This window comes from Luteibacter sp. RCC_6_2, assembly GCF_041360655.1.
Classification (GTDB): Bacteria; Pseudomonadota; Gammaproteobacteria; order Xanthomonadales; family Rhodanobacteraceae; genus Luteibacter.
Genome location: NZ_JBFUPQ010000017.1, coordinates 1 through 24,739, shown reverse-complemented (window position 1 = coordinate 24,739; position 24,739 = coordinate 1). Strand labels below are relative to the sequence as shown.

General features: G+C 66.3%; 19 protein-coding genes and 1 pseudogene. 14 read left to right on the top strand and 6 right to left on the bottom strand.

The genetic code is table 11. The annotated features are described in order from the left end of the window. The first annotated feature begins 103 nt into the window (after positions 1-103). The gene (locus tag AB6730_RS16675; RefSeq protein ID WP_371024726.1) at positions 104-655 is read left to right on the top strand and encodes an EF-hand domain-containing protein; all 552 of its coding nucleotides are present in this window, start codon (positions 104-106) and stop codon (positions 653-655) included. 139 nt (positions 656-794) lie between these two features. Next, positions 795-1,862, top strand: a complete 1,068-nt coding sequence (locus AB6730_RS16670; protein WP_371024725.1) for a phospholipase A — start codon at positions 795-797, stop codon at positions 1,860-1,862. Positions 1,863-1,906: 44 nt separating this feature from the next. Here AB6730_RS16670 and AB6730_RS16665 read toward each other — a convergent pair whose 3' ends face one another. Then, positions 1,907-2,389, bottom strand: coding sequence for a peptidylprolyl isomerase (locus AB6730_RS16665; RefSeq protein ID WP_371024724.1), 483 nt, complete (start codon positions 2,387-2,389; stop codon positions 1,907-1,909). Positions 2,390-2,577: 188 nt separating this feature from the next. Between AB6730_RS16665 and AB6730_RS16660 the strand changes: the two genes are divergently transcribed. Next, the gene (locus tag AB6730_RS16660) at positions 2,578-4,572 is read left to right on the top strand and encodes a biotin carboxylase N-terminal domain-containing protein (protein WP_371024723.1); all 1,995 of its coding nucleotides are present in this window, start codon (positions 2,578-2,580) and stop codon (positions 4,570-4,572) included. 11 nt (positions 4,573-4,583) lie between these two features. Further along, positions 4,584-5,492: a hydroxymethylglutaryl-CoA lyase gene (locus AB6730_RS16655; RefSeq protein WP_371024722.1), complete on the top strand. Its 909-nt coding sequence runs from the start codon at positions 4,584-4,586 to the stop codon at positions 5,490-5,492. Here the strand turns inward: AB6730_RS16655 and AB6730_RS16650 are convergent, their stop codons facing one another. The 3 genes from AB6730_RS16650 to AB6730_RS16640 are packed head-to-tail and all read right to left on the bottom strand — an operon-like array spanning position 5,493 to position 13,070. Further along, on the bottom strand, positions 5,493-10,691 hold the full coding sequence (locus tag AB6730_RS16650) for an RHS repeat domain-containing protein (RefSeq protein WP_371024721.1): 5,199 nt from the start codon (positions 10,689-10,691) through the stop codon (positions 5,493-5,495). It abuts the gene before it with no gap. A gap of 50 nt (positions 10,692-10,741) precedes the next feature. After that, positions 10,742-11,842 carry a hypothetical protein gene (locus AB6730_RS16645; RefSeq protein WP_371024720.1) on the bottom strand — a complete coding sequence of 367 codons (1,101 nt, stop codon included), beginning with the start codon at positions 11,840-11,842 and terminating at the stop codon, positions 10,742-10,744. Positions 11,843-11,894: 52 nt separating this feature from the next. Beyond that, on the bottom strand, positions 11,895-13,070 hold the full coding sequence (locus AB6730_RS16640) for a hypothetical protein (protein ID WP_371024719.1): 1,176 nt from the start codon (positions 13,068-13,070) through the stop codon (positions 11,895-11,897). A 193-nt stretch (positions 13,071-13,263) separates the two neighbouring features. Between AB6730_RS16640 and AB6730_RS16635 the strand changes: the two are divergent. The 10 genes and pseudogenes from AB6730_RS16635 to AB6730_RS16590 all read left to right on the top strand — a co-directional run. After that, positions 13,264-13,749, top strand: a pseudogene (locus AB6730_RS16635) (GNAT family N-acetyltransferase); the annotation flags it as partial. Beyond that, complete coding sequence (locus AB6730_RS16630) at positions 13,738-14,235, top strand: GNAT family N-acetyltransferase (protein WP_371024780.1); 498 nt, start codon at positions 13,738-13,740, stop codon at positions 14,233-14,235. The pseudogene AB6730_RS16635 and the gene AB6730_RS16630, both read left to right, overlap by 12 nt. Further along, positions 14,232-14,801 (top strand): N-acetyltransferase family protein, encoded by a 570-nt coding sequence (locus AB6730_RS16625; protein ID WP_371024718.1) that lies wholly within the window; start codon positions 14,232-14,234, stop codon positions 14,799-14,801. The genes AB6730_RS16630 and AB6730_RS16625 overlap by 4 nt, the downstream gene beginning before the upstream one ends. Before the next feature lie 93 nt (positions 14,802-14,894). Then, the gene (locus AB6730_RS16620; protein WP_371024717.1) at positions 14,895-15,662 is read left to right on the top strand and encodes an SDR family NAD(P)-dependent oxidoreductase; all 768 of its coding nucleotides are present in this window, start codon (positions 14,895-14,897) and stop codon (positions 15,660-15,662) included. A gap of 20 nt (positions 15,663-15,682) precedes the next feature. Then, positions 15,683-16,249: an elongation factor P-like protein YeiP gene (gene yeiP, locus AB6730_RS16615; RefSeq protein ID WP_371024716.1), complete on the top strand. Its 567-nt coding sequence runs from the start codon at positions 15,683-15,685 to the stop codon at positions 16,247-16,249. Between the two features lie 67 nt (positions 16,250-16,316). Then, positions 16,317-18,386, top strand: coding sequence for an FUSC family protein (locus AB6730_RS16610; protein ID WP_371024715.1), 2,070 nt, complete (start codon positions 16,317-16,319; stop codon positions 18,384-18,386). Positions 18,387-18,497: 111 nt separating this feature from the next. Continuing rightward, entirely contained in the window at positions 18,498-19,523 is a 1,026-nt protein-coding gene (locus AB6730_RS16605) for an amidohydrolase family protein (RefSeq protein ID WP_371024714.1), read from the top strand. A 96-nt stretch (positions 19,524-19,619) separates the two neighbouring features. Further along, positions 19,620-20,117, top strand: coding sequence for a hypothetical protein (locus AB6730_RS16600; protein WP_371024713.1), 498 nt, complete (start codon positions 19,620-19,622; stop codon positions 20,115-20,117). Positions 20,118-20,133: 16 nt separating this feature from the next. Then, positions 20,134-21,411 (top strand): kynureninase, encoded by a 1,278-nt coding sequence (gene kynU, locus AB6730_RS16595; protein ID WP_371024712.1) that lies wholly within the window; start codon positions 20,134-20,136, stop codon positions 21,409-21,411. Beyond that, positions 21,408-22,109 carry a hypothetical protein gene (locus AB6730_RS16590; protein WP_371024711.1) on the top strand — a complete coding sequence of 234 codons (702 nt, stop codon included), beginning with the start codon at positions 21,408-21,410 and terminating at the stop codon, positions 22,107-22,109. Before kynU ends, AB6730_RS16590 begins: the two co-directional genes overlap by 4 nt. A 121-nt stretch (positions 22,110-22,230) precedes the next feature. Here the strand turns inward: AB6730_RS16590 and AB6730_RS16585 are convergent, their stop codons facing one another. Both AB6730_RS16585 and proB read right to left on the bottom strand, forming a co-directional pair. Further along, a complete protein-coding gene (locus tag AB6730_RS16585; RefSeq protein ID WP_371024710.1) occupies positions 22,231-23,496 on the bottom strand; it encodes a glutamate-5-semialdehyde dehydrogenase in 1,266 nt (421 codons plus the stop codon). An 11-nt stretch (positions 23,497-23,507) separates the two neighbouring features. Beyond that, positions 23,508-24,638, bottom strand: a complete 1,131-nt coding sequence (gene proB / locus AB6730_RS16580; protein WP_371024709.1) for a glutamate 5-kinase — start codon at positions 24,636-24,638, stop codon at positions 23,508-23,510. Between the last annotated feature and the right edge of the window lie 101 nt (positions 24,639-24,739).

Genomic DNA, 24,739 nt, shown 5'->3' with positions numbered 1-24,739 from the left:
AATTGGGTCGCCATTAAATCGCCCCTTGCTAGCGTGGGCAACGATAGCCGTGCGCTGACGCGTCTCGGTGTGTCCCCACCACGCTGACGAAAGGAGGCTTTCGATGAAGAAGCAAGTTCGCGCCGTCGCCTTCGGCGCATCGCTGCTGCTGGCAGGCGCGGCGTTCGCCCAGGACGCCCCACCGTCGGGACGGGTCCCGCCTCCGCCGCCGGGCGAAGCCACGCCTCCGCCACCCCCACCGCCGGGAGCGGTACCGCCCGCGCCACCGGCCGATAACATGCCGCCGACGACACAGGCACCGCCCGATCCGGGCATGCCCCCGCAGGCGACCAGCGCACCGCCGCCGCCCCCTCCTGCGAACGCGCCATTACCGCCACCCGCTCCGGGCGCCGAAGGGACCACGTCCGGCACGACCATGCCCACTCCGCAGGGGCAGGTCACCGTGAACAGCGGCCCCGCGCCGGCGAAGCCGGCGGGACCCGCGCCGGATTTCGCCACGCTCGCCGGTGGCAAGGGCTCGATCAGCGCGGAGCAGGCGTCCGCCTATCCCCTTCTGGCCAATGATTTCCAGTACGCGGATAGCAACCGCGATGGAAAAATCTCAAAGGCCGAGTACCAACGCTGGGTGAGCAAGTCGGGAGCCAGCGGGCAGTGAACCCTCTCGCATCCGGCTCCGGGCTGGAAACCCGGAGCCGGCTCCCGCGACGAGTAACGCTGCACGTTCTTCACACGGCCACGCCCGCTACACTCCTCCCTCGCCGGTGCTAGCCCGGCTTGCAGGGAGTCACACCAACATGAAGCCATTCCGCGCCGCCGGCGCCATCGGCGCCTACGCGTGCCTGCACACGGGCCTCGCGCTCGCACAGAACCCGAGCCCCATCGACATCCGCGCCTGCGCCGGCATCGAAACCGATTCGCAGCGCCTGCTCTGCTACGACAAGGCCGTGGGTCGCGACCAGCTGCCACAGGCGGTCAAGAAGGAAGACCGCAGCGGGGAATCGGTCAGCGTCGACCTGGCCACGCGTAATTCGGGCAACCTCGCCAGACCGCTTTCGCTGCTCGACAGCCGCTGGGAACTCTCACCCGAATCCAAGCTCGGCACCTTCAACCTGCGCGGCTACAAGCCTACCTACGCGCTGCCGTTCTTCGGTACCACGAAGCAGAACACCACGCCTCACAGCCCCGCGCCGGACCACACGGTCACGACACCGCAGGACCTGCAGAGCGTCGAGGCCAAGTTCCAGATCAGCCTGAAGACCAAGGTCGCGGAAAACCTCTTCGACGACAACGGCGATGTCTGGGTCGGTTATACGCAGTCGTCGCGGTGGCAGGTCTACAACTCCGACAATTCGCGGCCCTTCCGCGAGACGAACTACGAGCCGGAAGCCCTGCTGGTCTTCAATACGAACTACCAGGTGCTGGGCTGGACCGGCCGCCTTGCCGGCATCGGCATCAACCACCAGTCCAACGGGCGTGCCGATCCGCTCTCGCGCAGCTGGAATCGCGTGGTCGCGGACATCGGCCTGGAGCGCGAGGGCTGGACGATCATGCTGCGCCCCTGGTGGCGCATTCCGGAAGATCGCAAGGACGACGACAACCCCGACATCCAGGACTACATGGGCCGGGGCGAGATCCAGGTGGTGCATGAGGTGGGCCGACAGGAATTCGGCCTGACCGCGCGTCATTCGTTCCGTGGCGGCGACCGCTCACACGGGTCGCTGCGTGGGACGTGGAGCTTCCCGGTGGCGGGCAACCTGCGCGGCTACCTCGAGATATTCAACGGCTACGGCGAGAGCCTGATCGACTACAACCACCGGGCCACTTACCTGGGCCTCGGCGTGTCGTTGCTCGACTGGTATTGATCCGGCGCCTGTGGGGGCAACCCCACAGGCTGCTCGACGGACGATCAGTGGTGGTGGCCACCTTCGCCGTGGACGTGGCCGTGCGACAACTCTTCCTCGCTGGCCTCGCGGACGTTGGTGATCTCGACGGCGAAGTGCAGCGTCTGGCCGGCAAGCGGGTGGTTACCGTCGACGGTGACGTTGTCGCCCTCGATCTTGCTCACGGTCACGTTGATGCTGCCCTGGTCGTTGCGGCCCTGGAACTGCATGCCCGGCTGGAGGTCTTCCACGCCCTGGAACGCCGCGCGCGGCACCACCTGGATCAGTTCCGCGTGGCGCACGCCGTAGCCCTCTTCCGGGGCCACGTCGACCTTGAACTGGTCGCCGGCCGAGCGGCCTTCCAGTGCCTTCTCCAGGCCCGGCACGATATGGCCTTCGCCATGGATGTAGGCCAGCGGCTCACGACCGTCCGAGCTGTCGATGACGTTACCCTGGTCGTCGGTCAACGTGTAATGGAAGGAAACGGCGTGTCGATTGGCGATCTGCATGAAAAATTCTCGCTCTGGAGGGGATGAGGGAAGACGTGGATGCCCTCCGGGACCTCCAAGGCTAGGCGACCCGTCCGCGTACTGCAAATCCGCGGCGCCCCGGATGCTGCGGCGCAACCCGCCACGACACCGCGATCTGCTAGCTTTCCCGCCTTTCCCATCCCCCTCCGAACCCCGACGGGAGCCGCATGTTCGACTGCATTCTGATCGCCAATCGTGGCGAGATCGCCTGCCGCGTGATCCGGACCTGCCGCCGCCTGGGCATCCGGACCGTGGCCGTGTATTCCACGGCTGACGCCGATGCCCAGCACGTGCGCCTGGCGGACGAAGCCTGGCCGATCGGCGGACCCCGGCCGGCGGAATCCTACCTGCGCGGCGAAGCCATCCTGGAGGTGGCGCGGCGTAGCGGCGCCCAGGCCATCCATCCCGGCTACGGCTTCCTTTCCGAGAACACGGATTTCGCCAGGGCCTGCGCCGCCGCCGGCATCGTCTTCATCGGTCCTCGCCCCGAAAGCATCGATGCGATGGGCTCCAAGGCCGCCGCGAAGGCGCTGATGGAGAAACACGCCGTGCCGCTGGTGCCGGGTTACCACGGGGAAGACCAGGAGCCGGCGCACTTGGCCGCGGAGGCCGCCAGGACCGGGTTTCCGCTCATGATCAAGGCCGCCGCGGGCGGCGGCGGCAAGGGCATGCGCATCGTGCGCGACGCGGCCGGCTTCGCGGAGGCGCTCGCCTCGGCGCAGCGCGAAGCGGCGAATGCCTTCGGCGATACGCGCGTGATCCTCGAACGGTATGTCGAGCATCCGCGGCACATCGAGTTCCAGGTGTTCGGCGACACGCACGGCAACATCATCCACCTCAACGAACGCGAGTGCTCCGCGCAACGACGCTACCAGAAGGTGCTCGAAGAGACGCCTTCGCCCTTCCTCGACGAGGTGCGCCGTGCACGGATGGGCGCGGCGGCGGTCGCCGCGGCGCGGGCGGTGGATTACGTGGGCGCGGGCACCGTCGAATTCATCGTCGGCCAGGATGGCGAATTCTTCTTCATGGAGATGAACACGCGCCTTCAAGTCGAGCATCCGGTCACCGAGGAGACCCTCGGCCTCGACCTCGTCGAATGGCAGCTGCGCGTGGCGCATGGCGAACGACTGCCACTCCGCCAGGAGGACGTCAGGGCCAGCGGCCACGCGATCGAGGTGCGCCTGTACGCCGAGGACCCCGAAGCGAACTTCCTGCCGGGCTCCGGTCGCCTTGCCGCGCTGACATTGCCCCAGCCATCGAGACATGTGCGCCTGGATGCCGGCGTGGTCGCCGGCGACACGGTGACGATTTTCTACGACCCGATGATCGCCAAGCTCATCGTCCACGACAGCGATCGTACGAAGGCGCTCGAACGCCTGCGCGACGCGCTCGCCCAGACCGACATCACCGGGCCGAAATCGAACGTGGCCTTCCTCGAGCGCCTTGCCCGGCACCCCGTGGTAGTGGAAGGCCGCATCGACACCGGCTACCTCGACCGCCATCTCGACGAATTCCTGACCGGCGCCACGCAGGCGGGCGACCTCGATCGTTTCGCCGCCGCCACGGCCATCCTGCTCGCCGACGAGGCCGCGCCGGCCGCTGCCGCGGGCGACCCGCATTCGCCCTGGGCCAACGCCGATGCATGGCGCCTGGGCCATCCCGGAAAACGCGTGGTCGCCCTGATGGAAGGCGAATGCCGCCACGAGATCGACGCGCATGGACACGACGGCCACTACGTCCTCCACCAAGGGGATCGTTCGTGCATCGTGGCAGGCGCGCGCCTGGGCAATGGCGTCTTGTCCGCGCGGTTCGACGACCAGTCACGGCGTGTCCCGCTGTCGATGGAAGGGACACGCATCCGCCTGCACGACGACGAGGGCCGTCGCTGGACGTTCGAACGCGCCCCCGCCTACGCGTGGGCTGGCGAGGCTTCCGCGGGCGCTCGCCACCTCGTCGCCCCGATGCCAGGACGCATCGTGCTGGTCCGCGCCACGGCGGGCGACGTGGTCGAGGAAGGCCAGGAGTTGCTGGTGATGGAAGCGATGAAGATGGAGCTGGCCTTGAAGTCGCCCCGTGCCGGCACGATCGAGTCCGTCTCCGCCGCGCAAGGCGACTTCGTCGACGCCGACGCGGTCCTCGTCCGCTTCACCGAAACGGCCTGATGGAAAGCCCCATGAACGCATCGAACCACGTCCGCATCGTCGAAGTCGGCCCGCGCGACGGCTTGCAGAACGAAAAGGCGATGCTGTCCGCCGCCATGAAGATCGAACTGATCGATCGCCTTTCGGCCACCGGCCTCGGCACGATCGAGGCGACCAGCTTCGTCAGCCCGAAATGGGTGCCGCAACTGGCCGATGCAGCGGAGGTGTTCCTTGGCATCCGCAAGGCGTCCGGCGTGGTCTATCCCGTGCTCGTGCCGAACCTGCAAGGCTACGAGCGCGCCCGCGAGGTCGGGGCTACCGAGGTGGCCGTGTTCACCGCCGCGTCGGAAGCGTTCAACCGCGCCAACATCAATGTTTCGATCGACGAGTCCATCGACCGCTTCATGCCTGTGCTCGAACGCGCGCGTGCCGATGGCGTGGCGGTGCGTGGCTACGTGTCGACCGTGCTCGGCTGCCCTTACCAGGGCGAGGTACCCATGGCCGACGTCGTGCGCGTCTCGCGCCGCCTGCACGAGTTGGGCTGCCATGAGATTTCACTGGGCGACACCATCGGCGTCGGCACGCCCACGAAGGCACGCGACATGCTGCGCGCCGTGGCCGGCGAGGTGCCGATGAATGCCCTGGCCGTCCATTTTCACGACACCTACGGGCAAGCGTTGGCGAACATCCTGTCGTGCCTGGAAGAAGGGGTACGCGTGATCGACAGTGCGGTCTCCGGCACGGGCGGTTGCCCGTACGCCAAGGGCGCCACGGGCAACGTCGCCAGCGAGGATGTCGTGTACATGCTCCACGGCATGGGCATGACGACGGGTGTCGACCTGGACAAGCTCGTCGAAACCGGTGCGTGGCTCGCCGCACGGCTGGGCAAGGCGACGGCCAGCAGGGTGACGCGGGCGCGCCATGCGGGTGCGGAAGGATAGTCAACGACGCGGCGGCAGGGTCATATGCGTTCGCGTTCCATCACGAGCCAGGCGAAGGGCCTCGCTCGACTGGTGGAGGGCACTCATCTCTCCGGTCAGCATGAATCGTCGAAACAGCCCGACTGACTCCGCCAGTTGCCCTTGTGCGAACGCATTGTTCGCGGGAATACGCATGCCTTCGATCGCGCCGGCGAGCTCGTCATCCGTGAACCCGCTTCCCGCGAGGTCGGCTTGCGTGAGCCGGTTGAACCGAGCCGGCGGAGGTGTTCCCCTGGCATCGAGCAATGTCTGCACATGGCTCCAACGATTGCCGATGCCATCCGGAAATACTTCCCCCATGCGTTGGGTAACGAGGCCCTCGGGCACGGGTTGGCCCCGGCTCAACCCCTGCGCGGCCTGATTCACCCTGTCCGTACCCGTCATCCCGGCCCAGCGGTTCGATGGTGGTACGGCGTCCTCTGCAGCCTCCCCGGCAAAGGCGGGATTGACCCGCCCCCTCGGTGCGGCGGGATTCCCTCGCGACCCGATCTTGCTCACCTTGCTGGGGCTCCCTCCCGCATTGCGTAACCGCCAGGGCAGTTCGCTGACCGCCTTGTAACCACCGCGTACCCTGCCGGCTCCGGAAGCCACCGCACGGCCGACACGCGACGCGGCAACCGCCGGCGCGGCGCCCACGGCCGCAGAACCGATGCCATAGCCCATGGACATCCAACCCAGCACGCTGCCTTCGGATTCGTGTCCGGTTTCATTGAGCGCGACGGACGCGGCACCCGTCGCGACCGACAACACGCCGACGCCGGTCGAAACCACGACCGCCGCCTGGGTGAAGGTCACCGCCGCGCCGGCCCATAACGCGGCCGCGGCGGGAGCGAGCGTACCCATCGAGGCGACCACGCCGACCGCCGTGGCGATCGCGCCGATGCCGACGAGCACCCAGTCCAGCCAGCCCTCGCCGCTCGGATCGACGCGGTTGACCGGATCGCCGGACACATAGGCATAGGCATTGAGTCCACCGTGCCCGAACGGACTGGCCGCATCGGGACTGTGGAAGCGCATCAGGCGGGGGTCGTAGACCCGGTAGCTACCCAGCAGGTACCAGCCCACGTCACGTTCCTTCAACTCACCCGCGTAGGCGATATCGCTGCTTCCCGCCTCTTCCGGGCGGTACCCGTAGACACCGTAGGCGGGTGACGCCAGCGTGGCCCCTGCTTCACTGACGACCGAGCCCTGCGCATCGCTACCCAGCAGGACCGTATGCGTCCCCACGGAATCGGACGTGGATTGCGCCAGGCACGCGCCGCCGAAGGTGTGGAACGATGACGACGTCACGCCGTCGCTCTCCCAGGCCACCTGCCCGCCCCGGTAATAACGAAACCGTGTCGGGTCCGATCCGCCGACCGCGCCCACACGGTCCAGCGGGTCGTAACGATAATCCTGCCAAGCGCTCCCACGCGTCCAGCGGACCAGCCGTCCCATCGCATCGTATTCCATCCGTCGCTGGGCGTCGTCGTACTTCAGGTTCCCGCAAGCGTCGTATTCCAACGGAACGATCTCTTCGCTGGCGCCTTGCACGCGTTCGATCCGGATGAGTTGGGTGGGATCGTTCGGCGCATAGTGGAAACTGCTTTTCCTGGGCAGGGTGTTCACATCCGCGTACGACGTCTCCAGCGTGAGCATGTTGTCCAACGCATCGAACGTGAACCGCTGCCCGGCGATCGCCAGACCCCATGGATCGAGGGGCGCATGGCTACCCGTGCAGGCATATTCCCGCAGACGCCCACGAATGTCGTAGTCATACGATTCCGTGCGCGAATCCTCGTCCGCAAGCCATGTCCGCGTACGGAGTTTCCCATCGGCCCAATACGTTTGGGCCAGCGTCTGTGTTCGCGTGGCCACGCCACTCCACGAGACAAGCACACGCTCGATTTCACGGCCACCGTCGTCGTAGGTCAGCGACATGTCCATGGAACGCCCGCCATCGGTGGATTCGGTCTTGATTCTTCGCGTGCGCGAGAAGGCGTCGTAAGCGAACTCAATTTCCAGCGTGTCGTTCTCGACCCTCGCCAACCGCCCATGTTCGTCATACCGGAGGCTGCTCGTCTCGCCGTCGACAAAGGTATACGTCGCTGGCAGGCCAAGCAGGGTATAGGCATAGGTGGCGTATTTATCGTGCGTGCCGAAGCGAAAGCGCTCGGCCCGCACACGTCCGCTGGGCAGGTACTCGATGTCGTGCTGGCCAAGCGTATTTTCCGCGCACTGCAGCTGACCCAGCACAGGGTGGTAGTCGAAAAGGCATTCCACCGTCCTCGCCCGATCCGTCATCGCCGTCAGGCGGTGACCCAAGTGCTTTTCATAGGTGCAGAAGAGTATGTCCTCCGAAGGCAGGTGGATCTCATCCGGTTCGCCCGAGCGGGTCGTCCGGTAGACGTACCTTGTTTCGCGCGAGCCGCTGCGAAACAGCGTGCGCCTGTCGAGACCGTCGAATGCCTGCCGGCCGAGCTCGACTGTCACTTCCGTCGCCTCGCCAGCCGGTATATGGCGAACGCCTGTCGCTTCGACGAGCTCGTCGTCGGTGTGTGCGACGTACGTCCGATACACGACCGAACCGTCGGGCGAGGTGATCTCCGTTGTCCTGTCGAAGTCGTCGTAGCGATAACGGGTCACCTTGTCCGGCAGGCCAGGCGCGGATTCCGTGTCGGAAAGGCAATGTCCCCATCCGTCGTACGTGTAGCTTCGCCACGAGCGGGGTGCGCCTTGCGTGTCCCGCCTCTCGGTCCGCAAGGGCCGGCCATGGATGCCGAATGCCACGTGCGAGTGCTCGCTCGATTCACGCGTGCCGGAGCCTGCCGCTTCGCTCCAGCGGTCTTCGGTTCGCCCGATGGGGTCCACCCGGACATGGGCGACGACGCCATCCGGTGCGATCGACATCTCGAGATTTCCCCACGCGTCGTAGGCGTGGCGCGTCGTCAGGGACAACTCGCCCGATGCACCGGAAGCCAACGGCACCGCGTGGTCCGTCGTGGTCTCGGATAGCGTTTGTCCGAACGCATTGAAGCTCGTACGCGAGATCTCCCGCGCGATACCGTCGTCCAGCCAGTTCATCGCCACCCGGCGGATCGCACGACCGAAGCCATCCAGCTCGGTACGCGTGCGCACGCCCGTCACGCTCGTTTCCTCGTGCCAGCTTCCGGCATGCGAGAGCGCGTAACGAACCTCGCTCGCCGCCGCGAACGCCGTGCCTTCCGCCACCGTTTGCCTGATCTTTCGACCGAGCGCATCGTGCGCATGGCGCATCACGGAACCGTCCGGGCTTTCCTCCATCACGATCGTGCCACTGAGCAGCGATCGCGCGCTACGGGTCGTCAAGGAAAGTGCATCGTCGTTGCCCGTGCCGGCGGTCACGGTCGTCGTCATGAACAGCACCGCCTCATCGACGGCGTTCGCATCGGCATTTTTCGCGCTTCCGCTGACATAGGCGTAATCGGTCGCAGCGTCCACGCCATGCACGGTCGACACCACCCGCAGAAGCCTTCCATGGTGCGCGCCACCATCGGCGACGAACGCCTGCCGGGTCTCGCTCAGCGGTTCGGCGAGGACGCGCCCGTCGACTTCCCGATGGATGCCCTCGTAGACGGATAGCAAGTGTCCTTGCCCCTGACCGTCCAGGGCGGGGATTACCTCATAGGCATACCGGGTTACCTTGATGCCGCCCTCGGTGCCGGCCGGCGGTTGCAGGCGTTTCTCCTTGAGGCAACGCACGAAACCCAATGGGTCGGCGGGACAATCATCTCCGTCACCGCTGGCGGGGTAATAAGAGAAGTATTCACGCGCACCCATCGGGTCGGTATGGACGATGCAATTTCCGTCGTCATCGTAACCGCGCGCTTCCACATCCTCGCGAACCCGTCCGGGCTCGTCTTCGCGGTAGTACCGCGTCCTCACCTCGACCGGCAGCTGGCACCATGGCACCTGGCTGGCGAACGAGATGGTCGGGTCCTCGTCGTACACCGTCACCGTCTCGGTCACGCAACCGGCCTGCGAGGCACGTTCCCGCGTCAGCAGGTGGAACCGGTTGAAGGTCCGTTCCACCGTGCGCACGGCCTGGATGCCGTCGTACTGCGTTTCCGTGGAGCTGTATTCGTAACGCTGCCCCTCCGGCATCACCAACCGGTACAGGTTGTCCTCGTCGTCCAGCCAGTTCGCCAGCGCCCCATGGCCGAAATAGTTGCGGGTCGAGTACGTATAGCGTGTTTCCATCACCGGCTGCCCGTGGCCCGGGTCGCGACGCCATGCCACGACCACCGGCATGTGGCTCAGGGGCTGGTTACCGTTGCCCGGTAGCGCATGGCCGTCCTGTTGGTAGACGACCTCTTCCCGGCCGCCCGTGGGCGGCATGGTGTGCGAGAGCAGAAGCAGGCCCGTGGCCGTCGCTTCGTAGCCGAACAACCAGCCATCGCCATAACCGTCCGGCAAGGCCAGTTCCGACAGCCGGCCGTTGGTGAAGCGAAAGCTGAAGGCCGCGGCCTGCGCCGTCTCCGGATGGAGGCGCACCACCGTGGCACCGTCCTGGTCGTAATCCACGGCCAGGAGCACCCGCCCGGCGCCATCGATCACCTTGCGCAGTTTTACGATCCCGTTCGTCGCGCCCTGCTCCAACGTCACGGCATGGCCTTCCGGTGAACGTACTTCGCGCAGCACGGCCACGCCGTCGCTTCCCGCGTCGGTGCGCAGACGCTCCGACATCCCCGACTTGTGCACGATCCGGTAGTCGCCGTCGAAGCCTTCCCGGATCAGGTCGAACGCGCGCAGCTTGCGGTCCTTGAACGTCGCCCTGTCGTTGACGAAGGTATCCACCCGGAACGACTCGCCACTGGACAGTGACAGCCGCTTGCGCCGCGTGTCGTAGCGTGTGCTCGCCAGTGACCAACCGATGCCGAAACCCGCGTCCACCGCATCGAGCGCACTGAAGCCCAGGCCCAGCCCTACCGTCGGGCCGCAGAGCTTGTTCGCCGCCACACCCGGCAGGCTGACCGTGCACGAGTACATCCCCGTGCGCGGATCGACACCCGTGTTCACCGCGCTCAGGAAGTTGTAGGCGTTCGAGTGGATGCCGCCGGTTTCGGCAGGATGAAACCCCTGCACGCCGGGGCCTGGCGGCGGCGCCGCTTGCGGGATTAGCGCCTTGCTGTCGTCCGTCATACACGCCTCCATGCGCTGCACATCGATACTTGCTGGTCCCAGCAAGCGATTTATCGATAAAGGACCAAGGTCCATCGTCCCTCACCGAGCGTGCCCTTGAACCGCACCTTCAAGGTATTCGTATTGCCGTACCAATCGGTCGTGGTCAAGGTGAGGGGGCCATTCGGCTTGCCGCTTTCGTAGGCTATGTCCTGTCGCCCGACAAGGACGATGACGCCTTGTTTCTCGTCCGCGGACGGTAGCGTGGGCAACGCCGTCATCCCCACGGGTACGGCGCCATCCCAGATCAACCTGGTGCTTCCCGGCTGCGCATACCCCGTGAAACACGCACGGTGCTCGCCCTGCACCTTGTCATGCCACTGGATCATGCCCCCGGGCGACACCACCATCGACCGGATACCGATCACGATCCCGCGCGGGTCCCTGAACGACAACGTATAACGATGGACGGAGTCGGGGTTGTAGTCGGGCTGGCTTCGGGACTCGCTGCCCCCTTCGTCGCCGGAGAGAATATCGCGCTCCCACGGATAGCTATCGATCGCCCAGGTCTCCGGCGTCACGCCCTCGACATCCTCCCTTGAATCATGGTCCGCGACATGCTCGACACCTTCATCGTCGAAGCGCTTGCCGTTTGTCAGGTACTTCCAGCCATCGTCACATTCGACGTATGCACACAATGACATTCGCTGGGCGGCGCCTCCCCGATTGGCGACATGGAAATAACGGAACACGCTGGCGTGCGGCGAGGATGCCGGTCCGGGATAGGCGGCTTTCAGGTGGCCCGTCCCAGCGGGATGAGCAAGGTAACCCTTGTCATAGGTCGTGTCCTCCGCGCTGGCCACGCCCGGGCTCGTCATCCATCCCGTCGCCGTGCCCGTATCGGGAGGCAGGCGACGACTTTCATCGGTGAACGCGATGGTCAGGCTGGCCAGTTCCGTTTCGGTCGGCACACCCGGCTTGCCCGTCAGCTTGTCGTTGAATGCGAGCTCGATCTTGAACTTGATCTGCTGGACACCGTTCGTATACGCCTTGTCACTGGCCGAGACACGGACGAGCTTGAACGTCGTGATTTCCCAGACCGGCTCCGTCGTTTCGACATGCGTTTCCGAATGTGGGGTTTCGGTGCGTTCCGTGATTATCTTGTTGTTCACCCTGAACCTCCTGGCATGCGAGAGTGAGCCGTTGTAACAGCGGATAACCCGACTACCATGTTCCGAGCACCTGGAATTGCAGGCCCAGCCTCGGCACGCCTATCCGCATCTTGTGATTATTCCCGTACTCGTCGACAAAAATGACGTTCCGGCTGAGCACGTCCGATGGGTCGCCCCAGTTCGTGGACCAGCGGAAATGTTGGTTTTCATCGAAGTAATGCAGAAGGAAGAGGATGGCCCCGGCTTCATAGTCCTGGACTCCACCCAGCTTGTCGTAAACGTACGCGTGGTTATCGAAGTAATTTGGAATGTCGAAATAGTAGGTCAGCGTGGGCGACTTGGCGCAAATGGTGAACATGCCTTCGTATTCCCAACCATTCGCATCGAAGTCGCCGTTATCGCCGTATATGTTGATACCCGCACCCCATGCAACCCCGGCGGCGTTTTCGACCCTGAGCAACCTGATTCTTCTGCTTTGATATTCGACGGTGATGAATCGATTGGTCACGGTGAACCAGCTGAGATGGTCGTGGTTGTAATAACCCTCGCGCACCCGGAAATTGTCCAGGGACAGATACAGGGGCGGACGCGCATCGACGTTCACCGAACTGTCGAACTGATTGCCTGCGGCGCCGGGCCGGGTCTGGATGGGCTGGGAGCCTCCCGGAGGAAGAATGGATGCGGCGATCCTCACGGCTGAATTGGCCACCTTCGTGCGGACGAAGAGATCGACGGCGACCTGGTCGTTCGCCAGTGCACCCGATTGCGCCCGGTTATCGTGGGGCGGGTAATCCGCATCGGATTTCCCATCCGCACTCGAAATGACCGACGTGTCGTGCGTGTAGCCGTTGGCGGCTCTTTCGACGGTCCATCCCGAAGGAAGCGGCAGGCCGGTGTTGTAGTCCACCAGTCTCAGCATGCCGCGCAACTCATCGACAGGAACGGCGACATAGGCACCGTTGGCATCCCGCGGCGACAGGACCATCCGAATCCGTACCTGTTGCCGGTCATTGGCGAATACCTTCACCTGCGGAATCGCGGTGCCGGCGGCAGGCGGGTATTCGATGAAGAAGGTCTGAAGATGGTGCCAGGCCGTCGCGGGGTGGATGCGTTTATGGGGTACCGGTTCCTGGCGCAACGTTCCCGATTCGTCCTCATCCACCGTTTCGACCACCGTGGATTCGGTATGCGTAGTCTCGGTCCTTGTCGTACGCTTGATGTTGTTCACTCTGAGCCTCCTGGCGTGCGAGTGTGTGATGGCCCAACCGAGTCTCCCTTGGCCCGGATGGGATCGGCAATAGGCCATGGATAACCACGGCGATAATTCGCTAGTTCGTATCGGCAAGGGAAACCGTGTCCTCCGTGCCGGCGATGAATTTTCCCTGATTCCGCAACGGGGCTTTCCGTGGCAGGATCGGGGCATGCGCACCGACTACCTCATTCGTCCCATCGAGCCCCGCGACGATGCCGATATGGCCGCCGTGATTCGCCACGTCATGCCGGAATTCGGTGCCGATGGCCCCGGTTTCGCCATCCACGATCCCGAAGTGGACGGCCTGTCCGCCGCCTACGCGCGACCGCGCCACGCCTATTTCGTCGTCGAGAAGGACGGCCGGGCCATTGGCGGAGCGGGTATCGCCCCGCTGGAAGGTGGCGACGAAAACACCTGCGAACTGCGCAAGATGTACTTCCTGCCGGCGGCACGCGGTATCGGGGCGGCATCACGACTCATGCGCCGCTGCCTCGATGCCGCCCGCCGAGCCGGTTTCCAACGCATCTACCTGGAAACGTTGACCGGCATGGATGCCGCGCAGGCGCTTTACCTGCGCCACGGGTTCGCACGGATCGACGCGCCCATGGGCGGCACCGGGCATTTCAGCTGCGACCGTTTTTTCATGCGCCACCTCAACGACGGAGACCTCATCGTCGCGCCCGAGCCGCCTGTCCTGCTGTTCGCGATCGACGATCCGGGCCGCGCCGACGTATTGCCCCTGATCGAACAACTGCACGGCTACCTCTCCGACCTCTACCAGCAGCCGCTGCCCCAGCACGTGGGTGTGGAAAGCCTGCGGCAGCCCCACGTGACCTTCATGACGGCGCGCGTCGATGGCATCCCCCTGGCCTGCGGCGCCGGCGTGGACCATGGCGACTACGTCGAACTGAAGTACATGTACGTCGTACCCGCCTGCCGTGGCATGGGACTCGGCAAGCAGATGCTGGAAGCCCTCGAGGCCCAGGTACGCGCGGCCGGCGGCAGGAAGGTGAAACTGGAGACCGGCACGGCGCAGACCGAATCGATCGAGCTTTACGAACGTTCCGGCTACCGGCGCTGCCCGCCTTTCGGCGATCATCACGCCCATCCCGCCAGCATCTTCATGGAAAAACCGCTGTGATCCGCATCGCCACCGAGGCCGACGCCGCCGCCTGCCACGCCATCTACGCGCCTGTCGTGGAGAACAGCGCGATCACGTTCGAGACCGAACTTCCCGGTGAAGAAGCCATGCGCGGGCGCATCCGCGGCAAGCTGGTGAATCATCCCTGGCTGGTCTGGGAAGAACACGGCGACGTGATCGCCTATGCCTATGCGGGCCGCTTCCGTGAACGCGCCGCCTACGACTGGATCGCCGAGACGTCCATCTACGTGCACGAGAAAGCCCGCCGCCGTGGCATCGCCCGCCGTCTCTACGGCGCGTTGCTCGGGACCATGCGCCTGCAAGGCATCAATCAGGCGGTGGGGGTGATCACGCTTCCCGGCGACCCCAGCGTGGCGATGCATGAATCCATGGGCTTCGCGTCGGCCGGCGTCTGGCCCAAAGCCGGCTACAAACTCGGCCGGTGGTGGGATGTGGGCGTATGGAGCCTGTTCCTGGCCGAACCGGCCACGCCCCCACCCCCTGTCGTTCCCTTCGCCGAACTGGCGGAATCGAACGCACTGCATGCGTTCCTTGCCGGGTCCTGACCGCGTCGCGGGTTCGTGTGCCTCCGCACAAAGCCATCGGCCTCCCCCTCGGCTAAGATGTGCCTCTTTGCCAGTCGCACCAGCGGAGTCTTCATGCAGCTCGAACAGGTCAGGGCCGTCATCACCGGCGGCGCATCCGGTCTGGGTCACGCCGTCGCCCGACGTCTCGTCGCCGCCGGCGCGAAGGTGGCGTTATTCGACGTCAACGAGGAAAAGGGTCAGGCCGCGGCCTCCGCCCTGGGCCCTCTCGCCACGTTCCAGCGCACCGACGTCACTTCCGAGGAAGGCGTGGCGACGAACGTCGGCGCGGCCCGCGAAGCGATGGGAGGGCTGAACGTGGTCGTGAACTGCGCGGGCATCCTCGGCGCCGGACGCGTCCTCGGCAAGGAAGGCCCCATGCCGCTGTCCACGTTCAGTGGCACCGTGATGGTCAATCTCGTCGGCAGCTTCAACGTCGCCAAGGCCGCCGCGCAACTCATGCAGGCCAATGCGGCCGGCGAAGATGGCGAGCGCGGCGTGATCGTCAACACGGCCTCGGTCGCGGCGTACGAAGGACAGATCGGCCAGGCCGCCTACTCCGCCTCCAAGGGCGGCGTGGTGGGCATGACCCTGCCGATGGCACGCGAACTGGCGCGCTTCGGCATCCGCGTCAACACGATCGCACCCGGCATCTTCTGGACGCCGATGGTCGACGGCATGCCGCCGCAGGTGCAGGAATCGCTGTCCGCGTCGATCCCCTTCCCCTCGCGCCTGGGCAGGCCGGAAGAGTTCGCCGACACCGTCGCCTTCATCCTCACCAGCCGTTACCTCAACGGCGAGACGATCCGCCTCGACGGCGCCGTGCGCCTCGCCCCGAAATAACCCACGCCAAGTCGAACGACATGAAAGCATCCGAAGTAAAGAAAGGTAACGTCGTCGAGAATGACGGCACCGTCTACCAGGTACGTGATATCGAACGCAGCGCGCCCACCGCGCGGGGCGGGAACGTCACGTTCCGCTTCACCCTCTATTCGATCCCGGGCAACCGCAAGTTCGACCTCAGCCTGCGGGCCGACGACGACCTCAAGGAAGTCGAGCTCAGCCGGCGTCAGGCGAAGTTCTCGTACATGGACGGCGATGCGTTCGTCTTCATGGACGACGAAGACTATACGCAATACGTCCTCGGGGCCGAGGTGGTCGGCGACAACGCGGGCTACGTCGTCGAGGACCTGGAAGGATACTTCGTGCAGGTGATCGACGATGCGCCGGTCGGCCTCCAGGTGCCCACCTCCGTCGTGCTCACCGTCACCGATACCGCGCCGGAACTGAAGGGTGCCAGCGCCACCAAGCGCACCAAACCGGCCACGCTGCAGACCGGCATCGAGGTGCAGGTGCCGGAATACATCACCACCGGCGAGAAGGTCACGGTGAACACGCTCACTGGCGAGTTCGCGGGCCGCGCCTCGTGATCGTCGCGGGACGGCATCGCGACGTCGCGATGCCGTCCCGCGACGCCGCCCGCCAGCAAGAGACGCCATGAGCAACGGCTACTCGCTTCGTGCCAGCGTCATCGACACGCTGATCCGCACGAAACGGCCCGACGTTCCCCTGCGGGTCGCCCTGCGCAACACCGCCGCGGTGGTGTTGCCGCTGGCCCTCGGCATGTGGCTGGGCTATCCACAGGTCGGCATCGGCATCGCGGCCGGCGCCCTCGACACGATGTTCTCGGACCAGCCCGGCCCGTACCAGCAACGCCTGAGCCGCCTTTTCCTCGCCGCGCTGGCGGCTGGTGCCGCCTCCCTGGTCGGATTCCTCATCGGCGACTGGGTCCTGCCGATGTGCGTCGCCTGCGCGGTGTGCGGGTTCTTTGGCGGCATGCTCGTCGTGTTCGGTCCGGACATCGCCCGCGTGGGCATGACCAGCATGCTGCTGCTCGTGATCACCGCGGCCACGCCCAAGGATCTCGCCGGATCGATGGCCGGCGGCAGCCTCATCTTCGCCGGCGGCATGCTGCTGGCCGTGTTCTCGATCGCGGCCTGGCCGTTGCAACGCTACCGTCCCGAACGGCTCGCCCTGGCCACCGTCTACCGCGGTCTCGCCGACCTCGCCCGCAAACCGCAGAAGGACGGCGAGGCACCGGGACTGACCGACGCCATGAACGCATTGCAGAGCACCCTGCTCGGCCGTCACCATGCGCGCGGCCGCGCGATGGAAGCCTTCCGCGTGCTGCTGGAACTGGCCGAGCGCATCCGCCTGGAACTGATCGCCATGGCGGAACTGGAAACACGCCGCGACGGCATGGGGGAAATGTTCCGCAACGACACGGCGCGGGTGCTGCTCGCGACCGCCGACGCGCTGGACGCCGCCGAGCCCCCGCAACGCGCGGAACGCGCGCTGGCCACCCTGCAGGCGAGTGAACGGGCCTTGCTCGCCGGTTCCACCGGCATGGGCCTCGGTGTCCATATCCAGGCACTCTCGGGCCAGCTCGCCGCCGTGGTCCGTAACACGAACTGGGCCGGATCGCGCGGTGAGGAACGTGCCCAACGCGCCGAAACGGCGCTGCCGGACACCTTGCGCAGTGCCTCGGCGCTATCCACCCTGCGTGCCAACCTGACCCGCGGGTCCGTGGCCTTCCGCCATGCCGTGCGCTGCGCCGTCGTGCTCACCCTGGCCTTCGCGGTATCGCGCTATTACGCCTTGCCGCACGGTTACTGGCTGCCGATGACGGCCGCCATCGTGCTCCGTCCGGACTTCGCCGCCACCTTCAATTTCGGTCTGCTGCGCGTGGTGGGCACGGTACTCGGCCTCATGCTGACCACGTTCGTGCTCCGCCTCACCCCCGACGTGGCCTGGGCCCACATCGCGGTGATGGGCGTGCTTTGCGTGGCCTTCCGTTATCTCGCCGGCGCCCATTACGGCATCGCCGTCGCGGCGCTCACGGGTACGGTGGTCGTGCTCCTCTCCTTCGAGGGAGTGGACCCGTTCTCGGCGATGTCCGACCGCGTGCTCAACACGGCGTTGGGCAGCGGCCTGGCCCTGATCGCCTACGTACTCTGGCCTTCGTGGGAACGGCATCGCGCGCGAAGCGCCCTTTCGGAAATGCTCTGCGCCTACGCGGATTACCTCGACGCGCTGGTCGGGCCCGCCGGCCGCGGCGCCCGTCACGAAGTGCGCATGGGCACGCGCACCGCGCGCACCAACGCCCAGGCATCGCTGGACCGCATGCGCGCCGAACCCGGCACGCCCGCGGTACTGCTGGAACTGGCGGAAACGCTCTACGCCAACGGGAACCGCCTCGCCCGCACGGCGATGAGCCTCGAGGCGTTGATCGACGCCGACGAGGTACCGGAGGCGTGGGCCCATGTCGGCCCCTTCATCCACGAAGCCTCCGTGGCCCTGCGCGCGCAGGCGGAGGCGCTGACCCGGGTGGAAGCCATCGCCATGCCGCCGGGCCTGCGCGAGCACCAGCGCAGGCTGGTGGAGGCGCTGTCGCGGGTGACGGAACGCGAACTGGCCGATGCCGTGGCGCGTCTGACCGATCGACTGACGGACAACGTCGACACGATCGCGCACGTGGTCAACCGGCGGAGTACCGCTCCGGCCTGATCGCCGCTGAGGCGGCTCCCACAAAGGCCAACGTCCATCGGGCATCGTCCGCCGGCGTCGCTTGCTGCACCGCGAGAGGCCCTGTAACGCCCCCGGCGCTACACTCGGGCCATGCTCAAGATCGATACCCACGCGCACATCCTGCCCCGCGACTGGCCCGATCTGGCCGCCCGCCACGGGGACGACCGCTTTCCGGTGATGACCCATTCCGGGGGCCACCACCGGATCTACAAGGACGGCAAGTTTTTCCGTGAAGTGTGGGATTCGGCGTTCGACCCGGAGCACCGCATCGCCGACTACGCACGCTTCGGCGTGGGCGTGCAGGTCGTCTCCACCGTGCCGGTGATGTTCTGCTACTGGGCCAAGGGTCACCAGGCACTCGAACTGCATACGCATCTCAACGATGCCATGGCCGCCGTGTGCGAGGCGCATCCCCGCCACTACGCCGGCATCGGCACGGTGCCCTTGCAGTCTCCCGCCCTGGCCATCCGCGAACTGGAACGCTGTATCGACGAACTGGGCCTGCAAGGCGTGCAGATCGGCTCGCACTGCAACGAGTGGAACCTCGATGCGCCCGAGCTCTTTCCCTTCTTCGAAGCGGCGGCCGACCTGGGCGCGGCGATCCTGGTCCATCCCTGGGACATGATGGGCACCGATTCGATGCCCAAGTACTGGCTGCCATGGCTCGTCGGCATGCCCGCCGAGCAATCGCGGGCAGCCTGTGCGCTGATCTTCGGCGGCGTACTGGAGCGCTTGCCCGAGCTGAAGATCATGCTGGCCCACGGTGGTGGCAGTTTCCCGTATTCCATCGGCCGCATCGAGCACGGTTTCCGCATGCGGCCGGACCTCGTCGCCACCGACAACGCACGCAACCCGCGCGAGTACATGTCGCGCCTCTACTTCGACTCCTGCGTGCACGACGACGCCGCGCTGCGCTACCTGCTGCAGACCGCCGGCACGGACCGGGTGATGCTCGGCACGGACTATCCCTTCCCGCTGGGCGAACAGGAGCCCGGCAGCGGAATCGAAGCCCTGGGCCTCGACGATGCCGCACGCGCCCGCCTGTTCCACGGCACCGCGCTGGAATGGCTCGGCGTGCCCAAGACACGCTTCCAGGCGATAGCCGCCGTGGCGTGACCTGGCGCACAGCCGCGTACGCCATCCGTCCACGCCCGCTGTGCCAGAATGCCGCTGTTAACGCGGCCGCGCCGCCATCTCCAGGGACCCCTCATCGTGAACCGCCCTTTGCGTGCCCTCCTGATCGTCGCCATGCTGGCGAGCCCCGCCCTCGGCGCGACCGACGTTTCCATGGCCGGCGGCGACATCCGCTTCCCCGTGCCCGATGGCTGGGTCCCGATCATGCAGTCCGAAGGCGAGAAGGAAACCCAGGTATTCCAGGTGCCTGGTTCGAGCGCCGCCGACGCGACCCTCGCCCGCGTCTCGATCGCCGTGCAGAAGGTACCCAACCTCAACGGTTTCCAGCAGTTCTCCGGCAACCTGCGCAGCCATGCCACGGCGTTGCCCGAGTACGCGCCGGGCAAGGCGAGCTCACCGACCGAGAACGTCTACACGGCGAAGGAAGGAACGGTGAAGCTCGACTACTTCGAACGCTACTTCTACAGCAAGGGCTACGCGATCCAGTTGCGCTGCGTCCGCCCTGCCGGCGATGCGAAATTCAACGCGGCATTCGACAAGGGCTGCGCCGACGTGGCCGCCCGCATGCCTTCCTGACCCCAGGATTCCTTCCATGATCGATTTCGAAGCGACGCGCGCGTGGGCCGAAGCCCAGGACGCCGCCGACCCGCTGCGCGACTTCCGCGCCGACTTCCACATTCCGCGGCACGACGGACGCGACACGCTGTATTTCTGCGGCAATTCCCTCGGCTTGCAACCGAAGGGCGTGCGCGCCGCGATCGAAGCGGAATTGGCGGACTGGTCGGAGCTTGCGGTCGAGGCTCATTTTCGTGGGCGTTCGCCGTGGATGCACTACCACGAGTACGTGCGTGACGCGATGGCCGAGGTGGTCGGTGCGCAACCACATGAAGTGGTCGCGATGAATTCCCTGGGCGTGAACCTGCATCTCATGCTGGTCAGCTTCTACCGTCCCACGGCCGAGCGCCCGGCGATCCTGATGGAAGCCGGGGCCTTCCCCACCGACCGTTACGCCCTGGAGTCACAGGTGCGCTTCCACGGTTTCGATCCGTCCACCGACCTGATCGAACTCGAGGCCGATGGCGCCGGCGGCACGCTGTCGATGGCCGCGATCGAACGAGCCATCGCCGAACATGGCCATCGGATCGCCTTGATCGTGTTGCCCGGCGTGCAGTACCGCACCGGGCAGGTCTTCGACCTCGCGCGCATCGTGCGCCTCGGTCACGCGCAAGGCTGCGTGGTCGGATTCGATCTCGCCCACGCCGCCGGCAACCTGCCATTGGCGCTGCACGACAGCGGCGCGGACTTCGCGGTGTGGTGCACGTACAAGTACCTCAACGCAGGCCCCGGTGGGGTCGCCGGCTGTTTCGTCCACGATCGGCATGCCCATGCCGACGTGCCGCGCTTCGCGGGCTGGTGGGGACACGACAAGCACACGCGGTTCAAGATGGGCCCGCAATTCATTCCCACCCCGGGTGCGGACGGCTGGCAACTGTCCAATCCGCCGATCCTGGCGCTCGCGCCGCTGCGCGCCTCGCTGGAGGTGTTCGGCCGTGCGGGCATGCCGCGCCTGGTCGAGAAAAGCCGCCGGCTCACCGCCTACCTCGACTGGCTGATCCGCGCACGCCTCGACGACGCGTTGGACATCGTCACCCCGAACGATCCGGCGCAACGTGGTGCGCAGTTGTCGGTGCGCGTGCGCGCCGGACGCGATGCCGGACGTTCGTTGTTCGAGTATCTCGAGCGGCAGGGCGTCATCGGCGACTGGCGCGAGCCCGACGTCATCCGCCTCTCGCCCACCCCACTCTACAACCGCTACAGCGATTGCCTCGGGGCCGTGGAAGCCATCGAAGCATGGCGGTCTCAGGCATGAGCGAACGCGATGTCTATCCTTCGCCGTACAGCGAACGCGGCCCTGGTTTCGCTGTACAGGGCGTCACGCACTGGCTGCGTGTCGTGCCGGGCCGGGTCCTGCTCGGACTGAAGGCCGGCGGCCTTCCCGTGTCCCTGCCGGAACGCCCGGCCGGTCTCAGCCACCCCGGCATCAAGGCGAAGGCCAATGGCTATGAAACAGCTATCGACGACGTCAGCAGCCGATGGCTGAGCGAACATCCGGAAACCTGCGATCGCTATGTCACCGCGCTTCGCGAGGTCCTGAAGCAGCCGCGCGTCCGGCTGGACGGCTATGCCACGCATGCCATCTTCATGGGATCGGTGGAGCTGTTCGCAGGCCCACGGCTCGACCGTGTCAATCTGGAACTGGACGATGAGGATGGCTCATTCCCACGCGCCATGGCACTCCTGCGCGGCGCTCCGCGCGATACGCGCACGGCGTTCGCCATGCCGTTGGAGGCCGGCATGGGCAGCTTCGAGGACCCCTTGTTCCTCGCGGGGGAACAGGCATGGATCGACGGCCAGCGCGTACTGATCGAATACACGCCCGATGAAGGTGGGCGCGCGGAAACGGTGGCATTGGACCGCGATGCGCTGGCGGACGCGATCGAGCGCGCGTGGTACGCGATGATGGATGTGTCGGAGCGCATCGGCGCGGAGCTTGGCCGACCGCGGTGATCGCGTCGAGGGGCGTTGGTGGGAGCCGACCTTGTCGGCGATCCCGCGGAAGCGGGCCAGGTTGCGGCAAGCACCCATCGCCGGCAGGGTCGGCTCCCACCAGGGCACCAAGCGCCGGCCATCACTGCAACGACGAGTGGTGCCTGACCTGCCCTTCCCCGCGCACCACGAATCGTTCGACGGTAAGCGACTCGGCGCCCATCGGGCCATAGGCGTGCAAACGCGTGGTGGAGATACCGATCTCCGTCCCGAGACCGAGTTCGCCACCGTCACTGAAGCGCGAAGACGCGTTGACCATGACGACCGCCGAGCGGAGCGAATGCACGAAGCGTTCCGCAGTGGTCTGGTCGCGTGTCGCGATCACCTCGGTGTGGTCGGAGCCGTAGCGACGGATATGGGCGATCGCCTGCTCGATGTCGTCGACGACACGGACCGCGATGATCAGGTCGAGGAATTCGGCGGCGTAGTCGTCTTCGCTGGCGGTGGCGACATCGGCCACCACGGCACGGACACCGTCGTCGCCCCGTACGTCGACACCGCGCTCACGCAAGCGTGCGATGGCGCGCGGCAGGAAGGTCGCGGCGACATCGCGATGAACCAGCATCGTCTCCAGCGCGTTGCATACGCCCGGACGGGTCGTCTTTCCATCCAGGAGCAGGTGCAACGCGAGCTCCTGGTCGGCATCCACGTCGACGTAGAGATGGCAGACACCCTTGTAGTGCTTGATGACGGGTACGCGGGCATGCTCGGCGACGAAGCGGATCAGCCCTTCGCCACCACGCGGAATGGCCAGGTCGACGATGTCGGTGAGTTGGAGGAGTTCCACCATCGTTTCGCGGCGTGGATCGTCCAGCAGGGTCAATGCGGACTCGGGTATGCCCTCCTCGCGCAATGCGCGGCACAAGGCGTTGGCGATCGCCACGTTCGAGTGCATGGCATCCGATCCGCCACGCAGGATCACCGCGTTGCCCGCCATGAGGCACAGGGCGGCGGCATCGGCGGTGACGTTGGGGCGGGCTTCGTAGATCATGGCGATCACGCCCAACGGGATGCGCTCGCGTTCGACGACGATACCGTTGGGCCGCGTTTCGCGACGGGTGATCACCCCGACGGGATCGGGCAACGTGGCCACCTCGCGGATGGCCCCGACGATGACGTCGACACGGTCTTCGTCCAGGCGCAGGCGATCGAGCATCGCGCCGCTCGTCGCGTTCGCCAGCGCCGCGTCCATGTCACACCGATTCGCCGCGATGACGACGGCCGCGTCGGCGGCCAACGCATCGGCCATGCGGTGGAGCAGGCGCCGCTTCGCCACCGTGTCCAGGCCGGCCACCACGGCGGCGGCGTCCCGGCAGGCGATGGCGCGTTCACGCAGGGAGGATGGCATGGCGACCTCGCTCATTCGGGAAAGACGACGAGATCGTCGCGGTGCACGACGCTCTCGCCGTAACTGTAGCCGAGCACGCCATCGATCTCCCGCGTATGGCGCCGGGCGATGCGGCGGACATCGCCGGCGGCATATTGCGAGACGCCTCGCGCGAACACGGTGTGGCCGTCACCGATCTCGACGACGTCGCCTCGCGCGAACTCACCTTCGGCGCCGACGACACCGCCCGGCAACAACGACGCACCACGCGAGCGAAGCGCATTCGCCGCCCCCTCATCCACGACGATGCGGCCTCCGGCGGGGGTATGCCGCAACCAGTATTTGCGCGCGGCAAGGCGGCTCCGTGGGGCGCGCAGGCGGGTCCCCGTGAGCACGCCCGAGGCCAGGCGGCCCACGCAGGCGGCATCGCGGCCATCGAACAGGATGGTCTCGATACCGGCCGCCGCGGCCTTGATCGCCGCCTCCAGCTTCGTCCGCATGCCCCCGGTACCCGCCGCACTGCCCGCGCCACCCGCGCTGGCCATGTGGCCGGGCGTGACCTCGGCGACGTCGTCGACAGCCCGCGCGTCCGGATCGGTGCGGGGATTGGCCGTGTACAAGCCGCCGATGTCGGAAGCGACCAGCAAGAGGTCGGCGTCGACGAGCGCGGCGACGATGGCGGCGAGGTTGTCGTTGTCGCCGAGCTTGAGTTCGTCGACGGCGACGGTGTCGTTCTCGTTGATGACCGGGATCGTGCCGAGGGCGAGGAGCTCCCGCAACGTGGAGCGTGCGTTGAGGTAGCGACGGCGGTTGCGCAGGTCGTCGTGGGTGAGCAGGACCTGGGCGACGGGGTCGGCGAAGAATCCTTGCCAGAGCGCGATCAGCCGCGTCTGGCCCAGTGCGGCCAACGCCTGCCTTCCGGCCAGTCCCGCACCGCGCTCGGGCGTGGCGAGGCCGCGTCCCGCCGCCACCGCACCCGAGGAGACGATGACGACTTCACGGCCGGCTTCGCGGCTGCGGGCGACGAAGGCCGCCAGTGCCTCGGCATGGGTACCGGTGAGCGCGCCACCCGGCGCGGTCAAAAGGCTGCTGCCGACCTTGAGGACGGCACGGCGCCAGGCAGGCAGCGCTTGTTCGGTGAAGCCGGTCGACCTGGTCATCATTCGCACCCTTGTTATCGCCGACAGGGTCGGCTTGTGTCTTTCCGAAGGGCTAGGCTTGGAGGTGAGAGCGGAGTGCGGCAAGCCGATGGACGGCAGTGCCG